We start from the raw sequence: 20,247 nt of genomic DNA, 5'->3' as shown, positions 1-20,247 counted from the left end.
GGGGACGGACCATGACCACGCAACCGAAAGAAAACTATGTGCATGAGTTCTTCCGCATCTTCTTCGCCAACCGCCAGTTGGTGAAAAGGGTGTTCCTGATCTTCGCGGTGATCGCAGTGATCCTGCCGCTGGTGCTCAAGCAGAGCTTCGACATCACCGCCGAAGTCATCGTGCAGTCCAAGAAGCTGTCGCAGAGTGACACCAGCTCCTCGCTGGCCCAGCAGGCGGACCAGTTCATCCCGCCATCGCTGGCCGACATGGAGACCGAGAGCAACATCCTGCGCTCGCCCACGCTGATCCGCCAGACCATCAGCCAGCTGCGTCAGGAAGGCCAGTACCAGGCCGAACCCGGCCTGCTGCGGCGCACCGTGATCGACCCGCTGCGCCATGGCATCGTCGATCCACTGCATCGCCTGCTGGGCAAGTCGGTGGCCGACGAGCGCGACACCCAGCTCGACGAGCTCACCGACCAGGCCGTCAAGGATCTCAAGATCGAGACCCTGCCCGGCTCCAACGTCATCTCGATCACCTACAGCGCCGATGATGCGCGCCTCGGCACCCTGTTCGTCGCCCGCCTGCTGGACAACTTCATGAAAAACCGCCAGGACCTGCAGTCCAACGAGCTGCCCGAGACCTTCTACGAGCAGAAGAAACTGCACTACCAGGCGCGTCTTGGAGACCTCGAGGGCCAACGCCTGGCCCTGCTGACGGCGATCGGCTCGTCCGATCCGAAAGAAGAGATCACCTTCCGCCTCAATGCGATCAACACCGAGGAACAGGCACTCAACCTGCAGCGCGACCGCAAGCTGGAGAACCAGCAGTGGCTCGACTACCTGCAGAGCAGCCTGGCGGCGGCGAGCAAGGCGAAGATGGCCGACTACGCTTTCCCCTACACCTTCACCACCACGGTCGACAACGTCGCCTTCGAAGACCGCGAGATCAAGCAACTGGGCGAGCAACTGACCACCCAGCTGGCACGCTACAACGGCGATGCCACGGTGTTCCAGCCCGGTGCCGAGCAGATGGTCATGGCGCGTCAGCAGATCGCCCAGCTGCGCGGTCAGTTCCTCAAGATCGTCGAGAACCGTATCCGCGAACGCCAGCAGGACCTGGCCGTGACCCAGCAGGTGATCGATCAGAAGACCCAACGCATCGATGAGTACAAGAACCGCATCACCGAGCTGCGCGAGACCCAGAGCAAGACCCGCCAGCTCGACACCGAGATCGATGCCCTGCACAAGGCCTTCTCCACCTATGCCCAGCGCTATGAAGAAAGCCGCGGCCAGGGCCTGCTCGATGGCAGCCAGTCCAACGCGCGGATCCTCAGCGCGCCCTACGAGCCGGCCACCGCGTCGTTCCCCAAACCTGGCCTGATCATCCCGTTCGGCCTGGTCACCGGCCTGCTGCTGGCGATCGCACTGGTCTACGTCAAGGAGTTCTTCGACCACCGCTTCAAGCACCCTGCACAGATCGGCCAGGAGCTGGGCTTGCCGGTGCTGCTGGTGATCAACGACCAGACCCCGGCGTTGCCCAACCCGCACAAGTCGTGGTCGTTGCCTCGCCTGATGCACTGGGTGCGCAATTGAACGCTGCAGCTCCCGCAACCGGCCGGTTGATCCTGCACCTGCTCAGCAGCGGCGGATTCTACGGCGCCGAGCGCATGCTCCTGGACCACTGCCAGGCAACCCCTGGCAGGCACCGGGTGCTGTTCCTCGACGCGCCGCAGGACCTGGTGACGCGCTTTCGCGAAGCCGGCATCGACTGCCAGAGCTGCCATGGCCTGGGCGCACTGCTCAGGCAAGTGGCGACCCAGCGTGGCGAGCGGCCGTTGATCAACACCCACAACTTCAAGGGCATGGTCTTCGGCTGGTTGGCCGCGACCCTCTGGCACCTGCCACTGGTGACCACCCAGCACGGCTTCACGCCGCGCAGCACCAAGCAGCGCTTCTACACCTGGCTGAGCCTGCAACTGTGCCGCACACCCACGGTGGCGACCGTGGTGTGCGTGGCCGAGAGCATTGCCCGCATCCATCGCGAGGCGGGAGTTCCAGCCAGCAAATTGCAGGTGATCCCCAACGGCCTGCCGGAGCCCGTGCCTGTGGGAGCGGGCTCGTCCCGCGATGGCAGCACCGCAGTGCAGGGCACCGGCTGCGCCGGTGATCGCGGCACAAGGCCGCTCCCACAGAGTTCGCTGGAGGCCGCAGTACCTCCTGTGGGAGCGGGCTCGTCCCGCGATGGCAGCACCGCAGTGCAGGGCACCGGCTGCGCCGGTGATCGCGGCACAAGGCCGCTCCCACAGGGTTCGCTGGAGGCCGCAGTACCTCCTGTGGGAGCGGGCTCGTCCCGCGATGGCAACACCGCGGTGCAGGGCACCGGCTGCGCCGGTGATCGCGGCACAAGGCCGCTCCCACAGGGGTCGCTGAAGGCCGCAGTACCTCCTGTGGGAGCGGGCTCGTCCCGCGATGGCAACACCGCGGTGCAGGGCACCGGCTGCGCCGGTGATCGCGGCACAAGGCCGCTCCCACAGGGTTCGCTGGAAGCCGCAGTACCTCCTGTGGGAGCGGGCTCGTCCCGCGATGGCAGCACCGCAGTGCAGGGCACCGGCTGCGCCGGTGATCGCGGCACAAGGCCGCTCCCACAGGGTTCGCTGGAGGCCGCAGTACTTCCTGAGGGAGCGGGCTCGTCCCGCGATGGCAGCACCGCAGTGCAGGGCACCGGCTGCGCCGGTGATCGCGGCACAAGGCCGCTCCCACAGGGTTCGCTGGAAGCCGCAGTACCTCCTGTGGGAGCGGGCTCGTCCCGCGATGGCAGCACCGCGGTGCACAGCCAGGAACTGCGCCAAGCCCCTTGGCTGGCAGGCTATGTCGGGCGGCTGTCCAGCGAAAAAGGCCCAGACCTGTTCCTCGACACCCTGATCCCGCTGTGCCAGCGCCATCCACGGTTGCACGCGGTGATGCTCGGCGACGGCCCCGAACGCGCCACGCTGCAGGCGCGTATCGAGGCGGCCGGCCTGGCCGAGCGCATCACGCTGCCGGGTTTCCAGCGTGACATGCAAGCCTGGATGACCCGGCTGGATGCCCTGGTGATCAGCTCGCGTACCGAAGGCACGCCAATGATTCTGCTCGAAGCCATGCAGGACGGCGTACCGGTGGTGGCCTTCGGCGTCGGCGGCATTCCCGACGTGATCGAACACGGGCGCAGCGGGCTGCTTGCCGCACCGCTGGCAGTCGATGAACTCGCTGCCCACCTGCAGGCGCTGCTGGACGATCCGCAACAGGCCGAAGAACTGGTTGCCCGCGCCCGCCAGACCCAGCGCGAACACTACCACCTGCCGACCCTGGCACAACGCTGGGCCCTGGTGTACCGGGGCACGGCCACGGAGGTTGTCGCATGATCATCCCCCTGTCGCTGGTGGGCCTGGTGGCCCTGCTGTCGCTGGGCTTGCTGGCCAGCCCCTACCCTTACCTGGCCCCTGGCGCCGTGGTCGGCCTGGCCGGTGCCCTGGTGCTGTACCGCAAGCCAGCCTGGGGCCTGCTGGCGATCGCCGCGCTGGTACCGCTCGAAGGGCTGCTCAAGGACAGCATGGTCTCTGGCGCCAAGCTGATCGGCCTGGGCCTGGTGCTGATCCTCACCCTGCAACTGGCCGTGCGCCAGCTGCCTGCCGAGCGCCTGCGCAGCAATCAATGGCGATTGCTGATACCGTTCATGGCCCTGTACCTGCTGAGCCTGTGGACCAGCGACAGCGTCGAGCTGTCCGTCGGCCACCTGCGCGAGCTGCTGGTCGGCCTGGTGGTGTTCGTCATCACCCTGCTGGTGGGGCGCGACCTCAACCTGCCGATGCTGGCCCGGCTGATCACCGTCAGCGTCTGCGTGACCTGCCTGTTCGCCATCTTCTCCAGCAAATACCAGGAGCAGGGTCGCGCTTCGGCCATGCTCGACCCTAATGCCTTCGCCCTGCTGATCACCATCGCCATGCCGCTGGGGCTGTGGCTGGCGATAAAGACCCGGCAGATTCCGCTCAAGCTGTTCTGGGCCGGCTGCTGCCTGTTGCTGCTGGTGGGCATGACCAAGACCGAGTCGCGCTCAGGCCTGGTGGTGCTGCTGATCAGCCTGGGCATCGTGCTGTACAACTACCGCGAGCAACTGGCACGCATCCGCCCACGCCACCTGGGGTTCGCCATGCTCGGCCTGGCCATCGTCCTGCCGCTGGGCGCGGCGCTGATGCCGGCCGGCTACGCCGAGCGCATCCAGTCGCTGATGCTGCTCAAGTCCGGGGTCAATGCGCACCAGGACGAATCCCTGGGTCGGCGCGCCTCTTACCTGGTGGTGGGCAAGGAGATGATCAGCCACAGCCCGATGCTCGGCACCGGCCCCGGCACCTTCCCACTGCACTACGCCGACACCGGTTTCTCCAAGGCCTTCGCGCCGGTCAACAGCAAGACCACCGACCTCTATCGCCGCGCCCACAACACCTACCTGGAGCTGTTCAGCGAAACCGGCGTACCGGCGGGGCTGGCCTTCGTCGGCATGATCGCCCTGGCCCTGCGCAACTTCTGGCGGGCCCGCGCGGCCTGGCGGGCCAACGGCGAGCACGACAACGCCGACCTGATGACCCACCTGACCATGAGCATGCTGGCCATCGGGCTGTTCCTGATGTTCCTCAGCGCCCCCAGCCACAAGTACCTGTGGATGATGCTGGCGCTGTCCAGCGTGCTGCTGCGCCAGGCCAGCGAGCCGCGCACCGCGGGGGCGACGCCATGAACCAGGTGAGCATCGTCATCCCCATGTTCAACGAAGCCCGCCATATCGGCCGCACCCTCGAAGCCGCGCGCAAGGCCGCCCACTGCGCGGGGCTGGGCTGTGAGCTGATCGTGGTCGACAACGGCTCCAGCGACGATGGTCCGGCCATAGCCCGCCAGCACGGCGCCCAGGTGCTGAGCCTGCCCGGTGTGGCCATCGGTGCGCTGCGCAACCAGGGCGCACAGGTCAGCCACGGTGAGTGGCTGGCGTTCCTGGATGCCGATATCGAGGTGCCCGACAACTGGCTCGACCTGCTGCTGGGCCTGCAGCGCCGAGGCGAAGGAGATGTCTTCGCCCTTGACTGCGACACCCCACGCCAGGCGCCCTGGTTCGCCCACGCCTGGCAACGCCGCACGCTGCGCGCCGGGCAGACGGTGCAGGACTGCACCTGGCTGCCCACGCCCAACCTGCTGATGCGCCGCACCTGGTTCGACCAGGTTGGCGGCTTCGACGAGCGCCTGCGCACCGGCGAAGACAAGGACTTCACCCTGCGCCTGCACGAAGCCGGCGCGCGTTTGCGCGTGCTGCGCCAGCCCGTGGTGCTGCACTGGGGCTTCGAGGGCAGCTGGGGCGAATGGCTGGGCAAGGAGATGTGGCGCCAGGGCAGCCACTTGCAACTGTTGCGCAGCCATGGCGTGAGCCTGCGCCTGCTGCGTTTCCCGCTGCTGTCGGTCGGCGCCTGGGTAGTCGACGCCATGGCGCTGTCGACGCTGCTCGAAGGTTTCCCCCATGTGGCCCTGGCGCTGCTGCTGATCAGCGCCCTGCCTGCCCTGGCGCTGAGTCTGCGCCAGAGCCTCAGGCACCACGACACGTTGCTGACCCTGCAGCTCTGGGGCCTGCACTGGCTGCGCCTGCACCTGGCTGGCGCTGCGTTCATCCTCAGCCTGTTCAACCGCACCGCAAGGAGGCCCGCTCGTGGCTGAGATCATCTTCTGGTTGTGCCTGCTGTTGCCGCTGTACGCCTGGGTCGGCTATCCGCTGCTGCTGACCCTGGCTGCGCCGTTCTTCCCTGTGCGCAGACCCGGCCCGCTGGCGCCGCAGCGGGTCAGCGTGGTGATCGCCGCGCACAACGAGGAGCGGCACATCGAGGCCAAGCTCGCCAGCGTGCTCGCCCAGGACTACCAGGCCGCCGAACTGCAGGTGGTGGTGGCCAGCGACGGCTCCAGCGACCGCACCGTGGCGCTGACCCGCGCCGTGGACGATCCGCGGGTACAGGTGCTCGACCTGCCACGCCTGGGCAAGACCGGCGCGCTGAACACCGCGGTGAGCGTCTGCCGCGGCGATATCCTGGTGTTCACCGACGCCGACAACCAGTGGTCTGGCAACACCCTTGGCCTGCTGCTGGCGCCGTTCGCCGACAGCGATGTGGGGGGAACTGCCGGACACATGATCATCCCCGATCCAGGCAAGGGCCTGAGCCTGGGCGACAGCCTGTACCGCCACTATGAAGCCTGGGTGCGCAAGGTGGAAAACCGCACCGGCTGCATGGTCTCGGCCGACGGTGCCCTGCTCGCCCTGCGTCGCCCGCTGTACCAGGCGATTCCCAAACAGGTCAACGACGACTTCTACATCAGCACCTGCGCCCCGGCCGCCGGCCAGCGCATCGTCTACGTGCCAGAGGCGATCGTGCTCGACCAGGGGGTGGACGAGGCCGACAAGCAGTTCCGCCGTCGCCAACGCGTCACCGTCGGCGGCCTGCAGAGCCTGGCCGCGCGCAGCGAACTGCTCAACCCGCTACGCCACGGCCTGTACGCCATCGCCCTGATCAGCCACAAGCTGATCCGCCGCCTGGCACCGGTGCTGTTGCTGCCGCTGCTGCTGGCCAATCTCTGGCTGGTCGGTGAGTCGCACTTCTACCACCTGACCCTGGCCGCGCAACTGCTCGGCTATGCGGCGGCGATTGCCGGCCTGCTCGATGCCGGCCACCGCCTGCCCAGGCCGTTCCGCCTGGCCGCCTTCGTGCTGGTGACGCTGGCGGGCATGAGTGTCGGCCTGTGGCAATTCCTGCGCGGGCACAGCTACAGCCAATGGAACCCCGACCAGAATCGATGAGCGACGGACATGCCGATCAAGACGAAGATCAAACAGGCCAGTGGCTGGCTGTACTTCAAGTCGCCCAAGGGCCGCGCCGATTTGCGCGGCGCCGGGGTGATCCTCATGCTGCACCGGGTACTGGCCGATGATGCCAGCGCCGCCTTGGCGCACCGCAACGAGCTGTGTGTCGGGCCACGCGCCTTCGAAGGGCTGCTGCGCTGGCTGCCACGCCACTTCGACTGCGTCAGCCTCATGGACCTGCTCAAGGTCCATGAGGCACCGCGCGGCAACCAGCGCCCCAAGGTCGCCCTGACCTTCGACGATGGCTGGCGCGACAACGCCAGCAACGCCTTCCCGCTGCTGCGCAAGCACCAGGTGCCGGCAAGCATCTTCCTGTCCACCGACTACATCGGCAGCCGCCAGCGCTTCTGGTGGGAAAGTGTCGGCGAGACCCTGTGGGGCAGCCACGGCGAGCCTGCACGGCACAGCCTCATCGAGTACCTGCGCAAGCTCGGCCGACCGCTGCCGGCCGCCTACTTCATGAACGACCGCTCGCAAGCGCGCAGCCAGGCCCTGGCGCACTACCTGCAGAGCCTCAAGAGCCTCAGCCCGCAAGCCCTCCAGCAACTGACCGACGCCTGCCCTGCCGAATCGCTGCCCCAGGCCATGGACTGGCAGCAAGTGCGTGAACTGGAGGACTCGGGCTTGGTGCGCTTCGGCCCGCACGGCGCCAGCCACGCCTTGTTGCCCTACCTCGACGACCGGCGCCTGGACGAGGAACTGCAACGCAGCCATGCCGCCCTGGCGCACGGCTGCCAGCACCCCCTGCCGGTGTACTGCTACCCCAATGGCGATCATGATGACCGCGTGCGCGCACGCGTGGCGGCGCACCGCTATCCCTTCGCCCTGAGCACGCGCGCCGGCATCTGCCAGGGGCATGACGATCCGCTGGCCCTGCCACGCATCGGCGTCAGCCAGCGCAATGCCAGCCGCCCGTCGCTGCTGGCCTGGCGCATCAGCCGCGGGGGCCGCTCATGAGCCGCAACCATTACCTGCGCCATCTGGCACTGAGCATGGGCACCAAGCTTGCGATGATCGCCCTGCGCCTGCTGCGCAACGTACTGCTGGCGCGCATCCTCGGCCCCAGCGAGCGAGGGTTGTTCGCCCTGCTCAGCACCCTGCCCGACCTGATCAGCGCCGCCACCAGCGGCGGGTTGAACAGCGCCGTTGGCTACCAGGCGGCCAAGCAGCGCGACATGGGCCTGCTGCTGACCCAGGTGCTGGTCTACGGTTGCCTGCTGGCGGGGTTGTTGACGCTGGTCTGCGTGGTGCTGGTGCGCGCGTTCGGTGCCGACCTGGACATCACCCTGCAACTGGGCCTGCTGGCCTGGCTGTTGCTGCTGGCGGTGCCGATGACCGTGCTCAAGAGCGGCCTGCTGACACTGCACAACGCCAGCGGTGGCGTCGGCGCGTTCAACGCGCTGCGCCTGGTCGAATCGGCGGCACCGCTGCTGCTGTTTCTCGCGTTGTTCTGGATGTGGCGTGAGGAGGCGCTGGAGGCGGCATTGATCAGTTGGCTGCTGGGTATCGCCCTGGTGCTGCTGCTGGGCCTGTGGTGGCTGCGCCGCCAGCATCCGCTGGCCCTGCGCTGGGATCGCGGCGGTCAGCGCGAGCTGCTCAGCTACAGTGCCAAGAGCCACCCCGACCTGTTGTTCCAGCAAGTCATCCTGCGCTCGGACTACCTGTTCATCGGCGCGATGCTCGGCAGCACTGCGCTGGGGCACTACGCCATGGCCAGTGCCGCTGCCGAACTACTGCTGATCGTGCCGGAAGCGGTGACCACTCCGCTGATGAAGCGCCTGCTGCAACAGGACGCCGGCATGGAGAAACTCACCCCTCTGGCATTGCGCCTGACCGCCACGGTGATGCTCGGCGCCTGTCTGTGCATGGCGGTGATCGGCGACTGGCTGATCGTCACCCTGTTCGGCATTGCCTACCAACCGGCCTACCCGGCGCTGCTGGCCTTGCTGCCAGGGCTGCTGGGGCTGTGCTACGCCAGCATCCTGCGCCTGGACCTGCTGGGCAAGAACCGCCCCGGCACGGTCTCGCTGATGATGGGTGCCGGCGCCGCGCTGAACCTGGTGCTCAACGTGCTGCTGATTCCGACCTGGGGCATCGTCGGTGCCGCAGCGGCCTCGTCCATCGCTTATCTCGCGGTGACCCTCGCCATGTTGGTGCTGTACTGCCGCCTGAGTGGGGTGCCGGTACTGCACACCCTGATCATCCTGCCCAGCGACTTCGCGCCGCTGCGCCAGATGTTGCAGCGCAGGCCAGCATGAAGCGCTGCCTGCTGCTCTGTGCCCTGTGGGTGCCGCTGGCACCGGCGGCGAGCCTGCAATGGGGCGATATCCGCGATGGCAGCCTGTACCTGCAACCCGCGCGCAACGATGAACTGCGCCTGCGCTGGCATCCGGCCTGGCAGGCCGACGCCAATGCCGAGCGCATCTACCTGCTCGACGGCCACGGCCAACTGCGCGGCGAGCGGGCGATCAAGGCCGAGGAGTTGCGCGGCGAGCAACGCTGGCCACTGACCGCCGACGCCGGCCCCTATCGCCTGGAGGTGCCTGGCTACAGCTTCCGTGGCTACCAGATCGAGCACAGCGACACCACACGCGCCCTGTTCGCTCCCGCCAAGGTGCACTTCAGCGCCGAGGTCGGGCCACGGGTCGAGCTGTATTTCCGCGTCAAGGCCGGTGAGCAGGCGACGCTGGCCGGCAAGTTCCACGGCGGCGTACGCGGGCTCTCGGCGCAGCGCCTGAGCGACGGTCGGCAGGTCGAGGTGGCGCTCAAGCCCTACCCCGCCTACTGGCGCTTCGACCAGCAGGCGCTGCCGGTCAGCCCCCGCGACGAAACCTGGCGCCTGCGCCTGCAAGGGCGCGGCAAGGCGGCATTCTGGCTCGATGGCAGCGCCAACCTGTTCGCCCAGCGCGCCGATCAACTGGGCGATGTCGCCAACCCTGCCGGGCAGGCGCGACTCAGGCTCCAGGCCAAGGTGCTGGGCCACACGCCGCTGCTGGGGGTCAACCTGCCCTACGTGCTGCCGCCACCGTCGAGCTTCGCCGCCCTGGATGCCCTGCGTCCGCAGGCGGCCGGCTACTACAGCTTCATGGACGTGCTCGCCCGCCAGCCCGGCTATGAAGACGCCTGGCGCCGCCTGTACCAGCAGCGCTTCGGCATCACCCAGGACATCACCCTGCTCGCCGGCACGGGTCGGCGCGCCGATCTTGCCGCCGACCGCACCAGCCACGACGGCCTCGATGCCTGGCTGGCCGGCACCGCGCGCCTGGGCGGCAAGGGCCTGCACTACCTGGCCTTTGCCGACGAGCCCAATCTCAATTACCGCAGCTATGAAAGCTACCGCGACTTCTTCGCCGGCATGGCCCAGCGCGTAAGCGCCTGGCCGGGCGCCCGGGAGGCGGGCGTGCGGATCGCCATGCCCGCCTCGTCACGCCTGCTCGGCGGCCCCTTCACCCAGGGCAGCAAGGACCTGCGCGGTATCGACTGGGCCCGGCGCCTGCTGCAGGAGCACGGTGCGCAGATCGATGCCCTGGCCTGGCACGAATGGATGGTCCGCGACCTGCTCGCCACCCGCAGCTACCGCGACAGCGTGCGCCAGGCCGCGGCCTTGGTCGGCCTCGACAGCCAAGGCCGGCCGCGCAAGGCGCTGCTGCTCGACCAGACCAACCTGTCCAGCGGCTCCAGCCTCAGCCCCTATGACCAGAACACCCACTACGCGGGCCTGTGGTGGGCCTCGGTGGTGATCAACGCCTCCGCCGACGGCCTGTTGGACATGCTCAACTGGTTCCATGTCGCCGACGAGCCCGAATGGCCTAAGGGCATGATCCGCGTGCTGGGCGATGACCGTTTCGAGCTCAAGCCGGTGGGCCTTGCCCAGCAGTTCATCCAGCGCCACTGGCTGCGCCAGGTGCTGGCCCTGGACAACGACGCCTTCGAGGTCGACGTGCTGGCCATGGCGGACGGCCGTCAGCGCAGCCTGCTGGGGGTCAACAAGGCCGAGCGCGTGCAGCAGGTCGACCTGGCGCTGGGCGACTGCCCGGCCGGCCAGCTCGAACTGTTCGGCCCCGATAACCAACCGCGCCCTGCCCGCTTCAGCTGCCAGCAGGGGCAGATTCGTTTTCAATTGCCAGGGCAGACCTTGTTTGCCCTGACCTGGAGTGCGTCATGAGACGCACCTCGACCTGCCACGAACAGGAGGCACCATGCGTGCATTGAGCAAGATCCAGGATCGCATCAAGCGCAAGGGACTACGCAATACCTTGAGCAGCGCCTGGCGACACTACGTCTTCTATCATTGGGAACTGGTGTGGATGGAACGCGACCTGGAAACCCCGGTGCCCCCGCACCGTCTCAAACCCTATGCGCCACTGCGCATCGAGAACATCACCGTGAACAACGTCAAGGCCTTCGCCAAGCACTTCGGCGACCGCGTCGAGACCATGCGCGAGCTGGCGGCCGAGGGCCACACAGGGTTGATGTTCCTCGATGACGACGGCGACACCGTGGCCTTCATCTGGGGCAGTGCGCGCCATTACCACGACCGCCATTATTATGGGTGCTGGTTCCCGGTCGGTCCGGGCGAGTTCTTCGAGTTCGGCGGCGAGTTGATCCGCAAGTACTGGGGCAGCGAGCTGTCGGTGGACTTGCAAGTGGCGTTGTGGAAGGCCATGGCCGCGCAGGGTTGCACCAAGGTGGTGGACGTCTGCGAACAACACAACATCCCGGCGCTCAAACTGCACCTGCGCATGGGCTATCAGGAGCAAGGGCGCATCATGAATGTCTACTGCCTGTTCGGGCGCTGGAAGTTCTTCCGCGAAAGCCGCTACAGCGAGTCGCGTCTGGAGCCCTTGCGTAAACCGGCGTCCGAAAACGCCACGGCTGCGGCGTCCTGACCCCGTGGCCCTGCAACTGAGCTGGTGCGCCTCGCTGCGCACCCCCAGCTTTCCCGCCGCCGGCTATGAAGCGCTGCGCCAGCGCGTGGCCGGCAGCACCCCGTTCAATCACCTGGGCTGGCTGCGCGCCGCCGAGGCCGCTCTGCAACCGGGCCAGCAACTGAAGATTCTGCTCGGTCACCTCGATGGCCGCCTGTGCCTGTGCCTGCCACTGGTGCGCGAACGCCAGGCGGCAGGCCCGCTGAATGTCCCGGTGGTGCGTCACCTGGGTCATCCGCTGAGCGATCGCATCGCGTTGTTGCTCGACCTGCCCGCGCACCACGCAACACAGGTGCTCAAGACCATCCGCAAGCATCTTCCCCATGCGCTGCTGCAATTGAGTGAAGTCGTGCAGGGTGACAATGAGGACTGGCTGCGCCAATGGGCTGCGGCCAGCTCGACCTTCGAGCGGCGCCTGAGCTGCCGTGTACCGGTGCACCGGATCAGTGAAGCCGATCGCCAGGAGGTCAGTGGCGACCCACGCTACAAGCTGCGCCGTGCACGCAAGCGCATCGCCGCCTGCGGCGCGCAGGTGCGCCGGGTGGTCGCTGACCGCCACAACATCACCGCCCTGCTCGATGCGATCAGCGCCGTGGAAGCGGCGAGCTGGAAAGGCGACGATGACGTCGGCATCTTCTCGGGCAGCCAGCGCCGCGAGTGGATGTACCAGGCCTTCACCGCGCTGGCTGGCGAAGGGCTGGTGTGCCTGGTGCTGCTGGAGCTGGACGGGCGATGCATCAGCTACCGCCTGGGCCTGCTCGAGCGCGGACGCATCTACGACTACAACCTGGCGTTCGTGCCCGAACAACGCGAGCTGGGCAGTGGCCGGGTGCTGCTCGAAGAGTGGATTCACTGGGGCCTCGACGAGGGCTGGAGCTGGGTCGACGCCTCGCGGGTAAGCCTTGAAAACTCCAGCCACCAGTTGCATGAACGCCAGACCGGCCAGGTCGAACAATGGCGCCTGAGCAGCTACAGCTGGCGCCCCGACGGCATCGTCCTGGGCCTGGCCCTGCGTTGCTGGCGCTGGCTCAAGCCACGCCTGCGCAAGGCCGACAGCGCAGCCACCGTCACCCCGAACCCCACACAGGAGCGCCCGGATGCCATCCCAGGTCATAGTCAACGCTGACGACTTCGGCCTCAGTGCCCCCATCAACGCGGTGATCCTGCACGCGTTCCAGGCCGGGCTGATCAGCTCGGCAACACTGATGGCCAACATGCCGGCGTTCCAGGCAGCGTGCATACTGGCCCAGCAGCCAGCGCTGAAGGGCCGGATCGGCCTGCATTTCAACCTGACCTACGGTCGGCCCCTGAGCCAGGCGATCCTCGCCGAACCGCGCTTCTGCACCGCCCAGGGCGAGTTCGACCTCGGACTGCGCCAGCGCACCCTACGCCTGTCACGCAGCGAGCGCGAGGCCGTGCGCCAGGAACTCGAAGCCCAATGGCAACGCTGCGTGGCCCATGGCGTCATGCCCAGCCACCTGGACTCGCACCAGCACGTGCACAACATCTGGCCAGTGGGTGAGGTGGTTGCGCGTTTTGCCCGTGAGCAGGGCGTGCCGGTGCGCCTGGCGCGCAACCTGGGGCACAACATCGGCCCGGCGAAACGGCTGTTCAAGACCCTGCTGAACCGGCGCCTGCGCCAGTTGAGCGGGGCCACGGCCGACTATGTGTGCACCCCCGCGGACCTGAAGGCGGGCCTGGCGCCGCGCGAGGGGGTGCTGGAGGTGGTCGCGCATCCCAGCGCGCTGGGCGGGCATGATTTTGGCGATGCCTACCTGGAGAGTGGGGAATCGTTGAAATCGTTGATCGATGCGCGTCTTGAGGACGTACCGCGGGTGGGTTACGCCACCGCGCTTTAAGTACCAGCCTTTCGAGGGGCGAGCGTCTCTTGCTCGTCGAAATCATTGGCTAATGGCACGTCGCTCATTCTGACTCCTAGAGGTTCTGGTCTTGCGCCACGAAGGTGAACACCTGACCATTGCCACTGGCCAGGTTCACGCGCACTACCGGCATGAAAACGCCGGTGTGCTGGAAGTAGTCACGCTGGATCAGCTTCGCCCCGGCCAGGCTGGCGCTACCGGAAGGATAGTAGATCGCCTCGATAGGCAACTCCCGAGGTATGTTCTGCGGCCAGGCACCAATGATGATTTCGTTGTGCGCACCAGCGCTGGCGCGCACGTCGATGTTCAACTGGAACTGCGCAGCATTGGGCGTGGGCTCCATGCTGAAGGCGCAACTGTTCGCAGCGCTGCCAGCGTAACGCGCGCGCCACGCCGCGACCGTGGTAATACCTTGCGACAGGCAACTGGCTCGACAGCTGTTCGGGATGCCGCTGGTGCCGGCATTGGCCGGGTAGGCGCAGCGCAACCTGACCGGATGCGTGACAGGTTGATCCAGACGATCGAAGATCAAACCCGGCTCATTGCTGGCCAAGCGCTGGACACCGGTATCGGCGCGTAGATAGGTGAACGAAACACCATCTCGTGAAATGGAGTTCTGCGTGGGGTTCCAGGAACGAAAGCCGGCGGAGGCACCGGTAGCGCGGATCAGCACACCATTGCAGTTGTAACTGGGGCTCGCATCGTAGCAACTGGCGGCGGTGTCGGCGTAGCGCAAGTTCAGCCGGTCGGCGACCTGGTAACCGCGGTACAGTTGCTCGCGCGAGTCGAAACCGAACACCGCGCTCTGTGGCAGGGCGGGGTCGAGTCGCAGTACCGGCAACCACACGCCAACGGCCTCGTGGTAGGCGCGCTGGTCCCGCTGGGCCGCCAGTAGGCCGTTGATGTCGCCACGGTTGTAGTACACCGCCACTACGGCCAGGCGCTCGGGCAACGACGTGTCCCAGTTGACCACCCGCAGTTCGCCAGGCCGGGTGCCGCCGTCATCGCCTTGCACGCTGTAGTCCTTGCCCTGCGCCATGGCCTCGAAACGGTTACTGATGATGTAGCCACTGGGCTCGCTGACACTCATTCCCCCCACGTCATGTCGCAACCAACTGAAGCGCTCGGCACCCTGACCGATGGCTTCGGGGCCATGGGTCCAGAACGGCAGCGGCGCATTGGCAGGCTGCTGTCGCACCAGCACACCGCTGCAAAAATACGCTGGCCGATTACCTGCACAGCGCAGCGCACCGCTCTGGTAAGACTGGTTGAGAGCGACCGCCAGCTCTGGGCCGGTCAGCGCCCAGGCAACGGGGGCCAGCAGGCAGCCCAACAGCACACAACAACGTGACAGCCACGGCATTCTCACAAGAAAACCTCAGACATGCTCAGCGAGTGATCAACTGACCACTTGCTCTTCCAGGCGATAGGTCACCACCCCAGGGATCGCATGATGGAACGCCTGACAGAAGTGGGGAGTGGGGTTCGCCGCCCCTCAGCGGAGCAGCACACCGCAGGTCAACCGACCCCGGCGACCTGACGCAGGGTGTTGGCGTCAGTGCTCTCGGAGGTCAGGACCTGGGTGTAGGGGTGGTAGGTCCAGGCCGTGCCGCCATCCAGTGCCGCCCCCCAGATGGGGTAGTTCGGCAGCCCCAGGTCGGCCATCTGCACGCCGTATGCACCCTGGACCTTGGTGAAGTCCGCCTGGGTCGGCAGCTGCATGCCCGCGCTCTTGCACAGGGTGTCCGCGCTTTGCCAGGTAGAGCCTTGACGCGCGAGGAACTCCAGGCCACGAATGCCCGTGACCGTCAGCACATAGCTCTGCGGTCCGCCAGGTGATTGCGCGGTGATGGTGGTCTGGCCGTTGCGCAATGCCGTGACCTGCCCTTGGTTATCCACCGTGGCCACACTCTCGTCGCTGCTGGCGTAGCTGGTCGCCCCCGGAGCGATCCGGGTGAAACGCAAAAATACCGGCAACTGGCCAGGCAGCTTGAGTTCACCGTCGAGGTACACCGGCGTGAACCGCTGTGCCGTCAGGTCCAACTCATGAGCGCCCGCGAACCCCTGGTCGATCTGGAACGTCAGCACGGGGCTATCCCCTACCGTACTGACCCGGTAGAACACCTTCACCTGAGCAGCTAGGTTATTGGTGAAGTGCTCCTTGGGAATACGCAGCGTGATGGAGCGCCCCGTAGAGCCGATGGGCAGGTTCTGGGTGAAAAGCTCAGTCCCCTGGGCCAATGCCAGCACCAGCGTGAGGGTCTTGCCGGCATGCTCCGCCCCCACTGCCATGACCACCGGGGCACCGTTACTCGGCACCTGGGCTGGATCGAGCTTGCCATTGATCACATTCGCCATGGTGGGTACGGCAAGACTATTCTGCGCTGCTTGTGCTTCTGTCATATCGTTCATCGTGTGCTCTCCGACAAACTGGCGCTGTCGAGCGCCAAGCGGCTCATCCCGTTCCGCTCGTTGACTGCGGCGTTGACCGCACTCGGGTCAGGGCGGCCCGCCAGCAGTCGCCCAGCAATGACCGGTTGCGCTGCCGAGCTGTCACCACCACCTGGGCCATTGCCCCAGGTGACCACACGCCCGTCAGTGGTCAGTGCGGTGAAACCGTGAGTGTTGGCATACACCGCCTGCACATGGGTCAACTGCGCAACCACGGCACTTGTATCGCCACCAGAGCCTGCACTGCCCCAGGCCACCACCGTGCCGTTGCGGCGCAAGGCGGCGAAACTCCAGGCGCTGCCCGTCACTTGAACGATATCTGACAGTTGCGCGATGGGCGCAGGCACCGTACCGCCATAGGCGGTATTGCCCCACGCCACCACATGGCCGTTGCGACGCCGTGCGCAGAACGCATGAAGGGTGCTGGTGACCTCGACGATATCGCTGAGCGCGGCGATTTCTGCAGGGACTGTTCCGCCATGGCTGGTCGCCCCCCAGGCCACTACTTGCCCAGCGGTGGTCAGGGCGCTGAAGGCTTGACCCGTGGCGCCTTCCAGGGTTTCGATGTCGTTACGTGCCGCAATAGGCGCCGGTATCGTTCCGCCATAGGTGACGTTACCCCAGGCCACCAGGCGCTTGTTGGCCCGCCGGGCGCCAAAGGCCCCCCAGTTGCCCTTGACAATCTGGATGTCGCTCAGCGCAGCGATATCTGCAGGTAGGGTACCCCCATACTGTGCATAGCCCCAGGCGACCAATCGCCCATTCGCCCGTTGTGCAGCGAAGGCAGAGCCAGCGCCGAACACCGCCGTGATATCAGTTAGCGCGAGGATGTCCGGCGGCACCGTTGCGCCATTGGCGGCAATGCCCCACGCAGTCAGTCGGCCGTTGTTGCTTCCCGGCGTTACCTGGAGGCGGCCAACGAACACCGTGCTGTTGCTGCGAACCTCGAGGAATGGCTGTCCTATGTCTTCAGGTCGCAGGGTCCCGCCTTCGGCGGTATCGCCCCAGCAGGCCACGGAGCCGCTCTGCAGACGTGCTGCGTAAGCGCTACGGGTACCACTGACCTCGACCACATCATCATAGGTGATAAGTGTCGGAGGCAAATTGGCGCCATAGGCCGCGCTCCCCCAGCCATAGAGGCTGAACAGGCCAGGGGTGGGGTTGTCGAGCATCACCGCAAAGGCTGCCTGATCATTGCCCAGTGCCTCTTTACCGTTGCCGACGACATTGGCCGGGTTGAGCCACACCGCATCGGTGGTGCTGCGCACCCGCAGGGGCCGCTGGGGTTGGCGGTCGAGCCAGGTGTAACCTGCCGTCCAGGCCACATCGCCAGCGTATTGCCATTCCACGAGAATGGGCTGGTCGGTGGTCGAGTTGTAGGCACTGATAATCCGTGGCGAGCCCGAGGCGAGGGAGGAACTGGCGCCATAACGGGCACCGAAGATACGGATGGGCCCCGCACCGATCACCCGGCTCACGGAGTAGGTATTGGACGGTGAACTCTCCGGCGGGCCGCCAGCGGCGCGATCGATTCTGTATTCAAGGGCGATAGTCGCTCCACTGCTGGCGTTGATCACGGCATAGGGCACCGGTACGCGCAATGCCTGATTGTTACCACCGGTCGGCACAGGGACCGGAATCGTCGTGCTGCCGCCTGGCGCCGGGCTGACGATCTCGACCGTCACCACATCACGCTCACGCAATTGCGCCACCGCCTCGACGACCACCGTCGCACCACTGACCACGTCGTCCGGGTTGATATTACCCTCTATGGACTCGAGAACGGTCGGCAGTGGCAAGGCGGCGCTTTGCACGCGGATCGACAGAACCAGCGACTTGTCCTTTGCGCCACTCAATCGATAGACCGCATAGCGGACATTGACGTTTCCATCGGCATTGGCGATGACGAAGGCATAGTCGATGGGCAGGTCCAGGAAACCACCATCCGCCAGCACGAAGTCGGACACCGAGGTCACCCCACCCGGCTTGTCGCCGTCCCAGAAGACCTCTACCTCATCGCCCGCCTTGAGATCGGCGCTGGCCGGCACCCGCACCGTCGCACCGCCGGTGACAACGCCAGGGTTGAGAATGCCGTCCTGGGCCTCCACGACCTCCGGCGCGAGCAAATCAACCTTCTCGCCGGCACCTACCTGCAACTCCAGGTACTCGGAATAGCGGTCCGGTTGTCCAGCCTCGGTGATCCGATACCCCACCAGCACCGCGCCGCCATCATTCGCCCGCAGTTGGGCGGGGCTGACCTCGAAGATGGTCTCCTGCCCCGGGGTGACCGGCACATCGTCGTAGTACGGCTGCCCCACGGTGGACGTCCACTCCAGGTACATGTCCTGGTCCTGCGTCATGTTCGTGTAGGGCTGTACGATGACCTCGATACCCCGTGGGTAAGCGTCTGGGTCCAGTTTGCCGCCGGGAACAAGTGGGCGCGTCGAGGGCGCGGGCAATGCCGCACGCGCGTCACCCACCTGCAGCACTTCATGCGCGGAATCCAGCGGCGTGTCCAGATCACGCCGCTTGAGCTGGTAGCTCAGGGCGAGGCTGCCGCCGTCCAGCGGGGCCAGGTTGGCAGCGCCTTGTACATGGAACGCCAAGGCCTTGCCCGCCTGGGAGGTACTGACAGTCTTGATTTCCGTGTGCAGCAGCGGCGTACCGTTGGCACGCGTCCCCAGCCACGTCAACGTCACTCTGTCCCCCCGCACGAGGTTCACCTGCGCAGGCACCTGGACGGTGGCCTCCACCAGGGTGGGGTCCAAACTACCCCCGGTAGCCTCGAGCAGGTCAGGTTTGGCCGGGACGGGGATAACACCAGCAATACTGACGAACGAACGCTTGGAGGGGGTATTGTCAGTGCCACGAGTGTTGACGAATGATGCAACGCCACGCCCGCCGCCCAAGGCGAACAGCTTGTCATTGGGAATGCTGAACACCAGCGTGCGTCCAACCCGACTTACAGTCTGAGACGGTGGGGTGAATTCAAGGGTTTCGCCGTGCGTGGAGCTACCTAGCCAGGTGACGGTGATCACGTCGTCCACCTCGAAGTCCGTTCTCGGCGTGTCCACTTCGATTTCCAGGTCAGCATCACCCAACGCATCCAAGTCGATGACATCTTCAGGATCGGCGCCAGGGTCAGGGTTGAAGATGTAAGGTGCCGGCAGCAGCCCGACACCGACTTCCGTCTTCAACGTGCTGCGCTCAGACCAGTCGCTGGACGGGTTGTTCACCTCGTCGGTCACCCGGTAGGTCAGGACCAGAGCATCACTGTCGCCTGCGGCCCGAATGGTCGCTTCCGGCACAGTAATCACCACGGGTTTCCCCACCTCTGCCGGCTGCACATCGTGGAGTACGAACTCCCCGCCCCAACTCAGGCGGATCTGGTCGTACTCACGCATGTTCGGGTACACCTCGATCTCCACCTCGACACCGGCTTTCGCTTCGTCCTCACCGATGACGCCAGAGGGCGGGACTTTGGCTTTCGGCGGTACCAGTTGCTGATGGCCTGGCTTTTCCGGCTCGGGGTCGGTTCCGCCGGGGAAAATGAGGCGGCTCAGCACGCTCAGCGGCGTGGACTTATCTTCATTACCGCCCCCGGCACGGGTGACCTTGCACCACAGGTCGAACACCCCCTCCTTCACTTTCTCCGAGGGCACGTACATCGGAAAAAGCTGATCAACCTGCTCTTGGGTTTGAAGCCTGTCGGACGCTACAGGCAGAGTGTCATCCCCCCAGAACACCTCGATCCAGTCACCAATGCGCATGTTCGAGTAGCGCTGGATGATGATCAACAACCCACGGGCATTCGTGTGCGCCATGTTGTAGTTGACGCCGACCTGGACACCTGGGGTTTTCACCGAGGTGATCTGCCCCGGGATGTAGATCCGCTCCAGCGCCGCCAGGCCGGCACCGCCCACGGAGAACATGCTCATCTCCTGCGTCGCCAGTTGCTGGTTAAAGGCCTTGATCATCTCATCGAGGGTCAGCACGACGCCGCCCTCGTCGTCTGGCTCATTTAACTGCGCGTCATTCGGCATGGCTGTCTCCCAATCCCTTGGACCCGGCAT

The 20,247-nt window shown here is 66.0% G+C and carries 13 protein-coding genes and 2 pseudogenes; 12 read left to right on the top strand and 3 right to left on the bottom strand.

Annotation, left to right across the window (positions count from 1 at the left end):
• Positions 1–11: 11 nt before the first annotated feature.
• The 12 genes and pseudogenes from ACK3BK_RS10795 to ACK3BK_RS10740 all read left to right on the top strand — a co-directional run bounded on the left by ACK3BK_RS10795 (position 12) and on the right by ACK3BK_RS10740 (position 13,702).
• Complete coding sequence (locus tag ACK3BK_RS10795) at positions 12–1,586, top strand: GumC family protein (protein ID WP_411384277.1); 1,575 nt, start codon at positions 12–14, stop codon at positions 1,584–1,586.
• Positions 1,571–2,086 (top strand): annotated as a pseudogene (locus ACK3BK_RS10790) (glycosyltransferase); the annotation flags it as partial. The gene ACK3BK_RS10795 and the pseudogene ACK3BK_RS10790, both read left to right, overlap by 16 nt.
• A gap of 762 nt (positions 2,087–2,848) precedes the next feature.
• Positions 2,849–3,394, top strand: a pseudogene (locus ACK3BK_RS10785) (glycosyltransferase family 4 protein); the annotation flags it as partial.
• Positions 3,391–4,761, top strand: coding sequence for an O-antigen ligase family protein (locus ACK3BK_RS10780; RefSeq protein WP_186709611.1), 1,371 nt, complete (start codon positions 3,391–3,393; stop codon positions 4,759–4,761). The pseudogene ACK3BK_RS10785 and the gene ACK3BK_RS10780, both read left to right, overlap by 4 nt.
• A complete protein-coding gene (locus tag ACK3BK_RS10775) occupies positions 4,758–5,723 on the top strand; it encodes a glycosyltransferase family 2 protein (RefSeq protein WP_411384276.1) in 966 nt (321 codons plus the stop codon). Before ACK3BK_RS10780 ends, ACK3BK_RS10775 begins: the two co-directional genes overlap by 4 nt.
• On the top strand, positions 5,716–6,852 hold the full coding sequence (locus ACK3BK_RS10770) for a glycosyltransferase (RefSeq protein ID WP_411384275.1): 1,137 nt from the start codon (positions 5,716–5,718) through the stop codon (positions 6,850–6,852). Before ACK3BK_RS10775 ends, ACK3BK_RS10770 begins: the two co-directional genes overlap by 8 nt.
• A 9-nt stretch (positions 6,853–6,861) precedes the next feature.
• Positions 6,862–7,872, top strand: coding sequence for a polysaccharide deacetylase family protein (locus ACK3BK_RS10765; protein ID WP_411384274.1), 1,011 nt, complete (start codon positions 6,862–6,864; stop codon positions 7,870–7,872).
• Complete coding sequence (locus ACK3BK_RS10760; protein ID WP_186665331.1) at positions 7,869–9,173, top strand: lipopolysaccharide biosynthesis protein; 1,305 nt, start codon at positions 7,869–7,871, stop codon at positions 9,171–9,173. The genes ACK3BK_RS10765 and ACK3BK_RS10760 overlap by 4 nt, the downstream gene beginning before the upstream one ends.
• A complete protein-coding gene (locus ACK3BK_RS10755) occupies positions 9,170–11,080 on the top strand; it encodes a hypothetical protein (protein WP_411384273.1) in 1,911 nt (636 codons plus the stop codon). Before ACK3BK_RS10760 ends, ACK3BK_RS10755 begins: the two co-directional genes overlap by 4 nt.
• Positions 11,081–11,114: 34 nt before the next feature.
• Positions 11,115–11,804, top strand: a complete 690-nt coding sequence (locus ACK3BK_RS10750; protein WP_186709594.1) for a GNAT family N-acetyltransferase — start codon at positions 11,115–11,117, stop codon at positions 11,802–11,804.
• A gap of 4 nt (positions 11,805–11,808) precedes the next feature.
• Complete coding sequence (locus ACK3BK_RS10745) at positions 11,809–12,969, top strand: GNAT family N-acetyltransferase (protein WP_411384272.1); 1,161 nt, start codon at positions 11,809–11,811, stop codon at positions 12,967–12,969.
• Positions 12,941–13,702, top strand: coding sequence for a ChbG/HpnK family deacetylase (locus ACK3BK_RS10740; protein WP_186665335.1), 762 nt, complete (start codon positions 12,941–12,943; stop codon positions 13,700–13,702). The genes ACK3BK_RS10745 and ACK3BK_RS10740 overlap by 29 nt, the downstream gene beginning before the upstream one ends.
• Before the next feature lie 76 nt (positions 13,703–13,778).
• Here ACK3BK_RS10740 and ACK3BK_RS10735 read toward each other — a convergent pair whose 3' ends face one another.
• The 3 genes from ACK3BK_RS10735 to ACK3BK_RS10725 form a co-directional block, all read right to left on the bottom strand.
• On the bottom strand, positions 13,779–15,086 hold the full coding sequence (locus ACK3BK_RS10735) for a hypothetical protein (RefSeq protein ID WP_411384271.1): 1,308 nt from the start codon (positions 15,084–15,086) through the stop codon (positions 13,779–13,781).
• A 155-nt stretch (positions 15,087–15,241) separates the two neighbouring features.
• On the bottom strand, positions 15,242–16,135 hold the full coding sequence (locus ACK3BK_RS10730) for an Ig-like domain-containing protein (protein ID WP_411384270.1): 894 nt from the start codon (positions 16,133–16,135) through the stop codon (positions 15,242–15,244).
• Positions 16,132–20,217, bottom strand: coding sequence for an RCC1 domain-containing protein (locus tag ACK3BK_RS10725; RefSeq protein ID WP_411384269.1), 4,086 nt, complete (start codon positions 20,215–20,217; stop codon positions 16,132–16,134). The genes ACK3BK_RS10730 and ACK3BK_RS10725 overlap by 4 nt, the downstream gene beginning before the upstream one ends.
• Between the last annotated feature and the right edge of the window lie 30 nt (positions 20,218–20,247).

Source organism: Pseudomonas sp. L7 (assembly GCF_046605565.1).
Classification (GTDB): domain Bacteria; phylum Pseudomonadota; class Gammaproteobacteria; order Pseudomonadales; family Pseudomonadaceae; genus Aquipseudomonas; species Aquipseudomonas wayambapalatensis.
The sequence above is the reverse complement of the archived record's forward strand: the minus strand, read 5'-3'. Positions and strand labels throughout refer to the sequence as shown.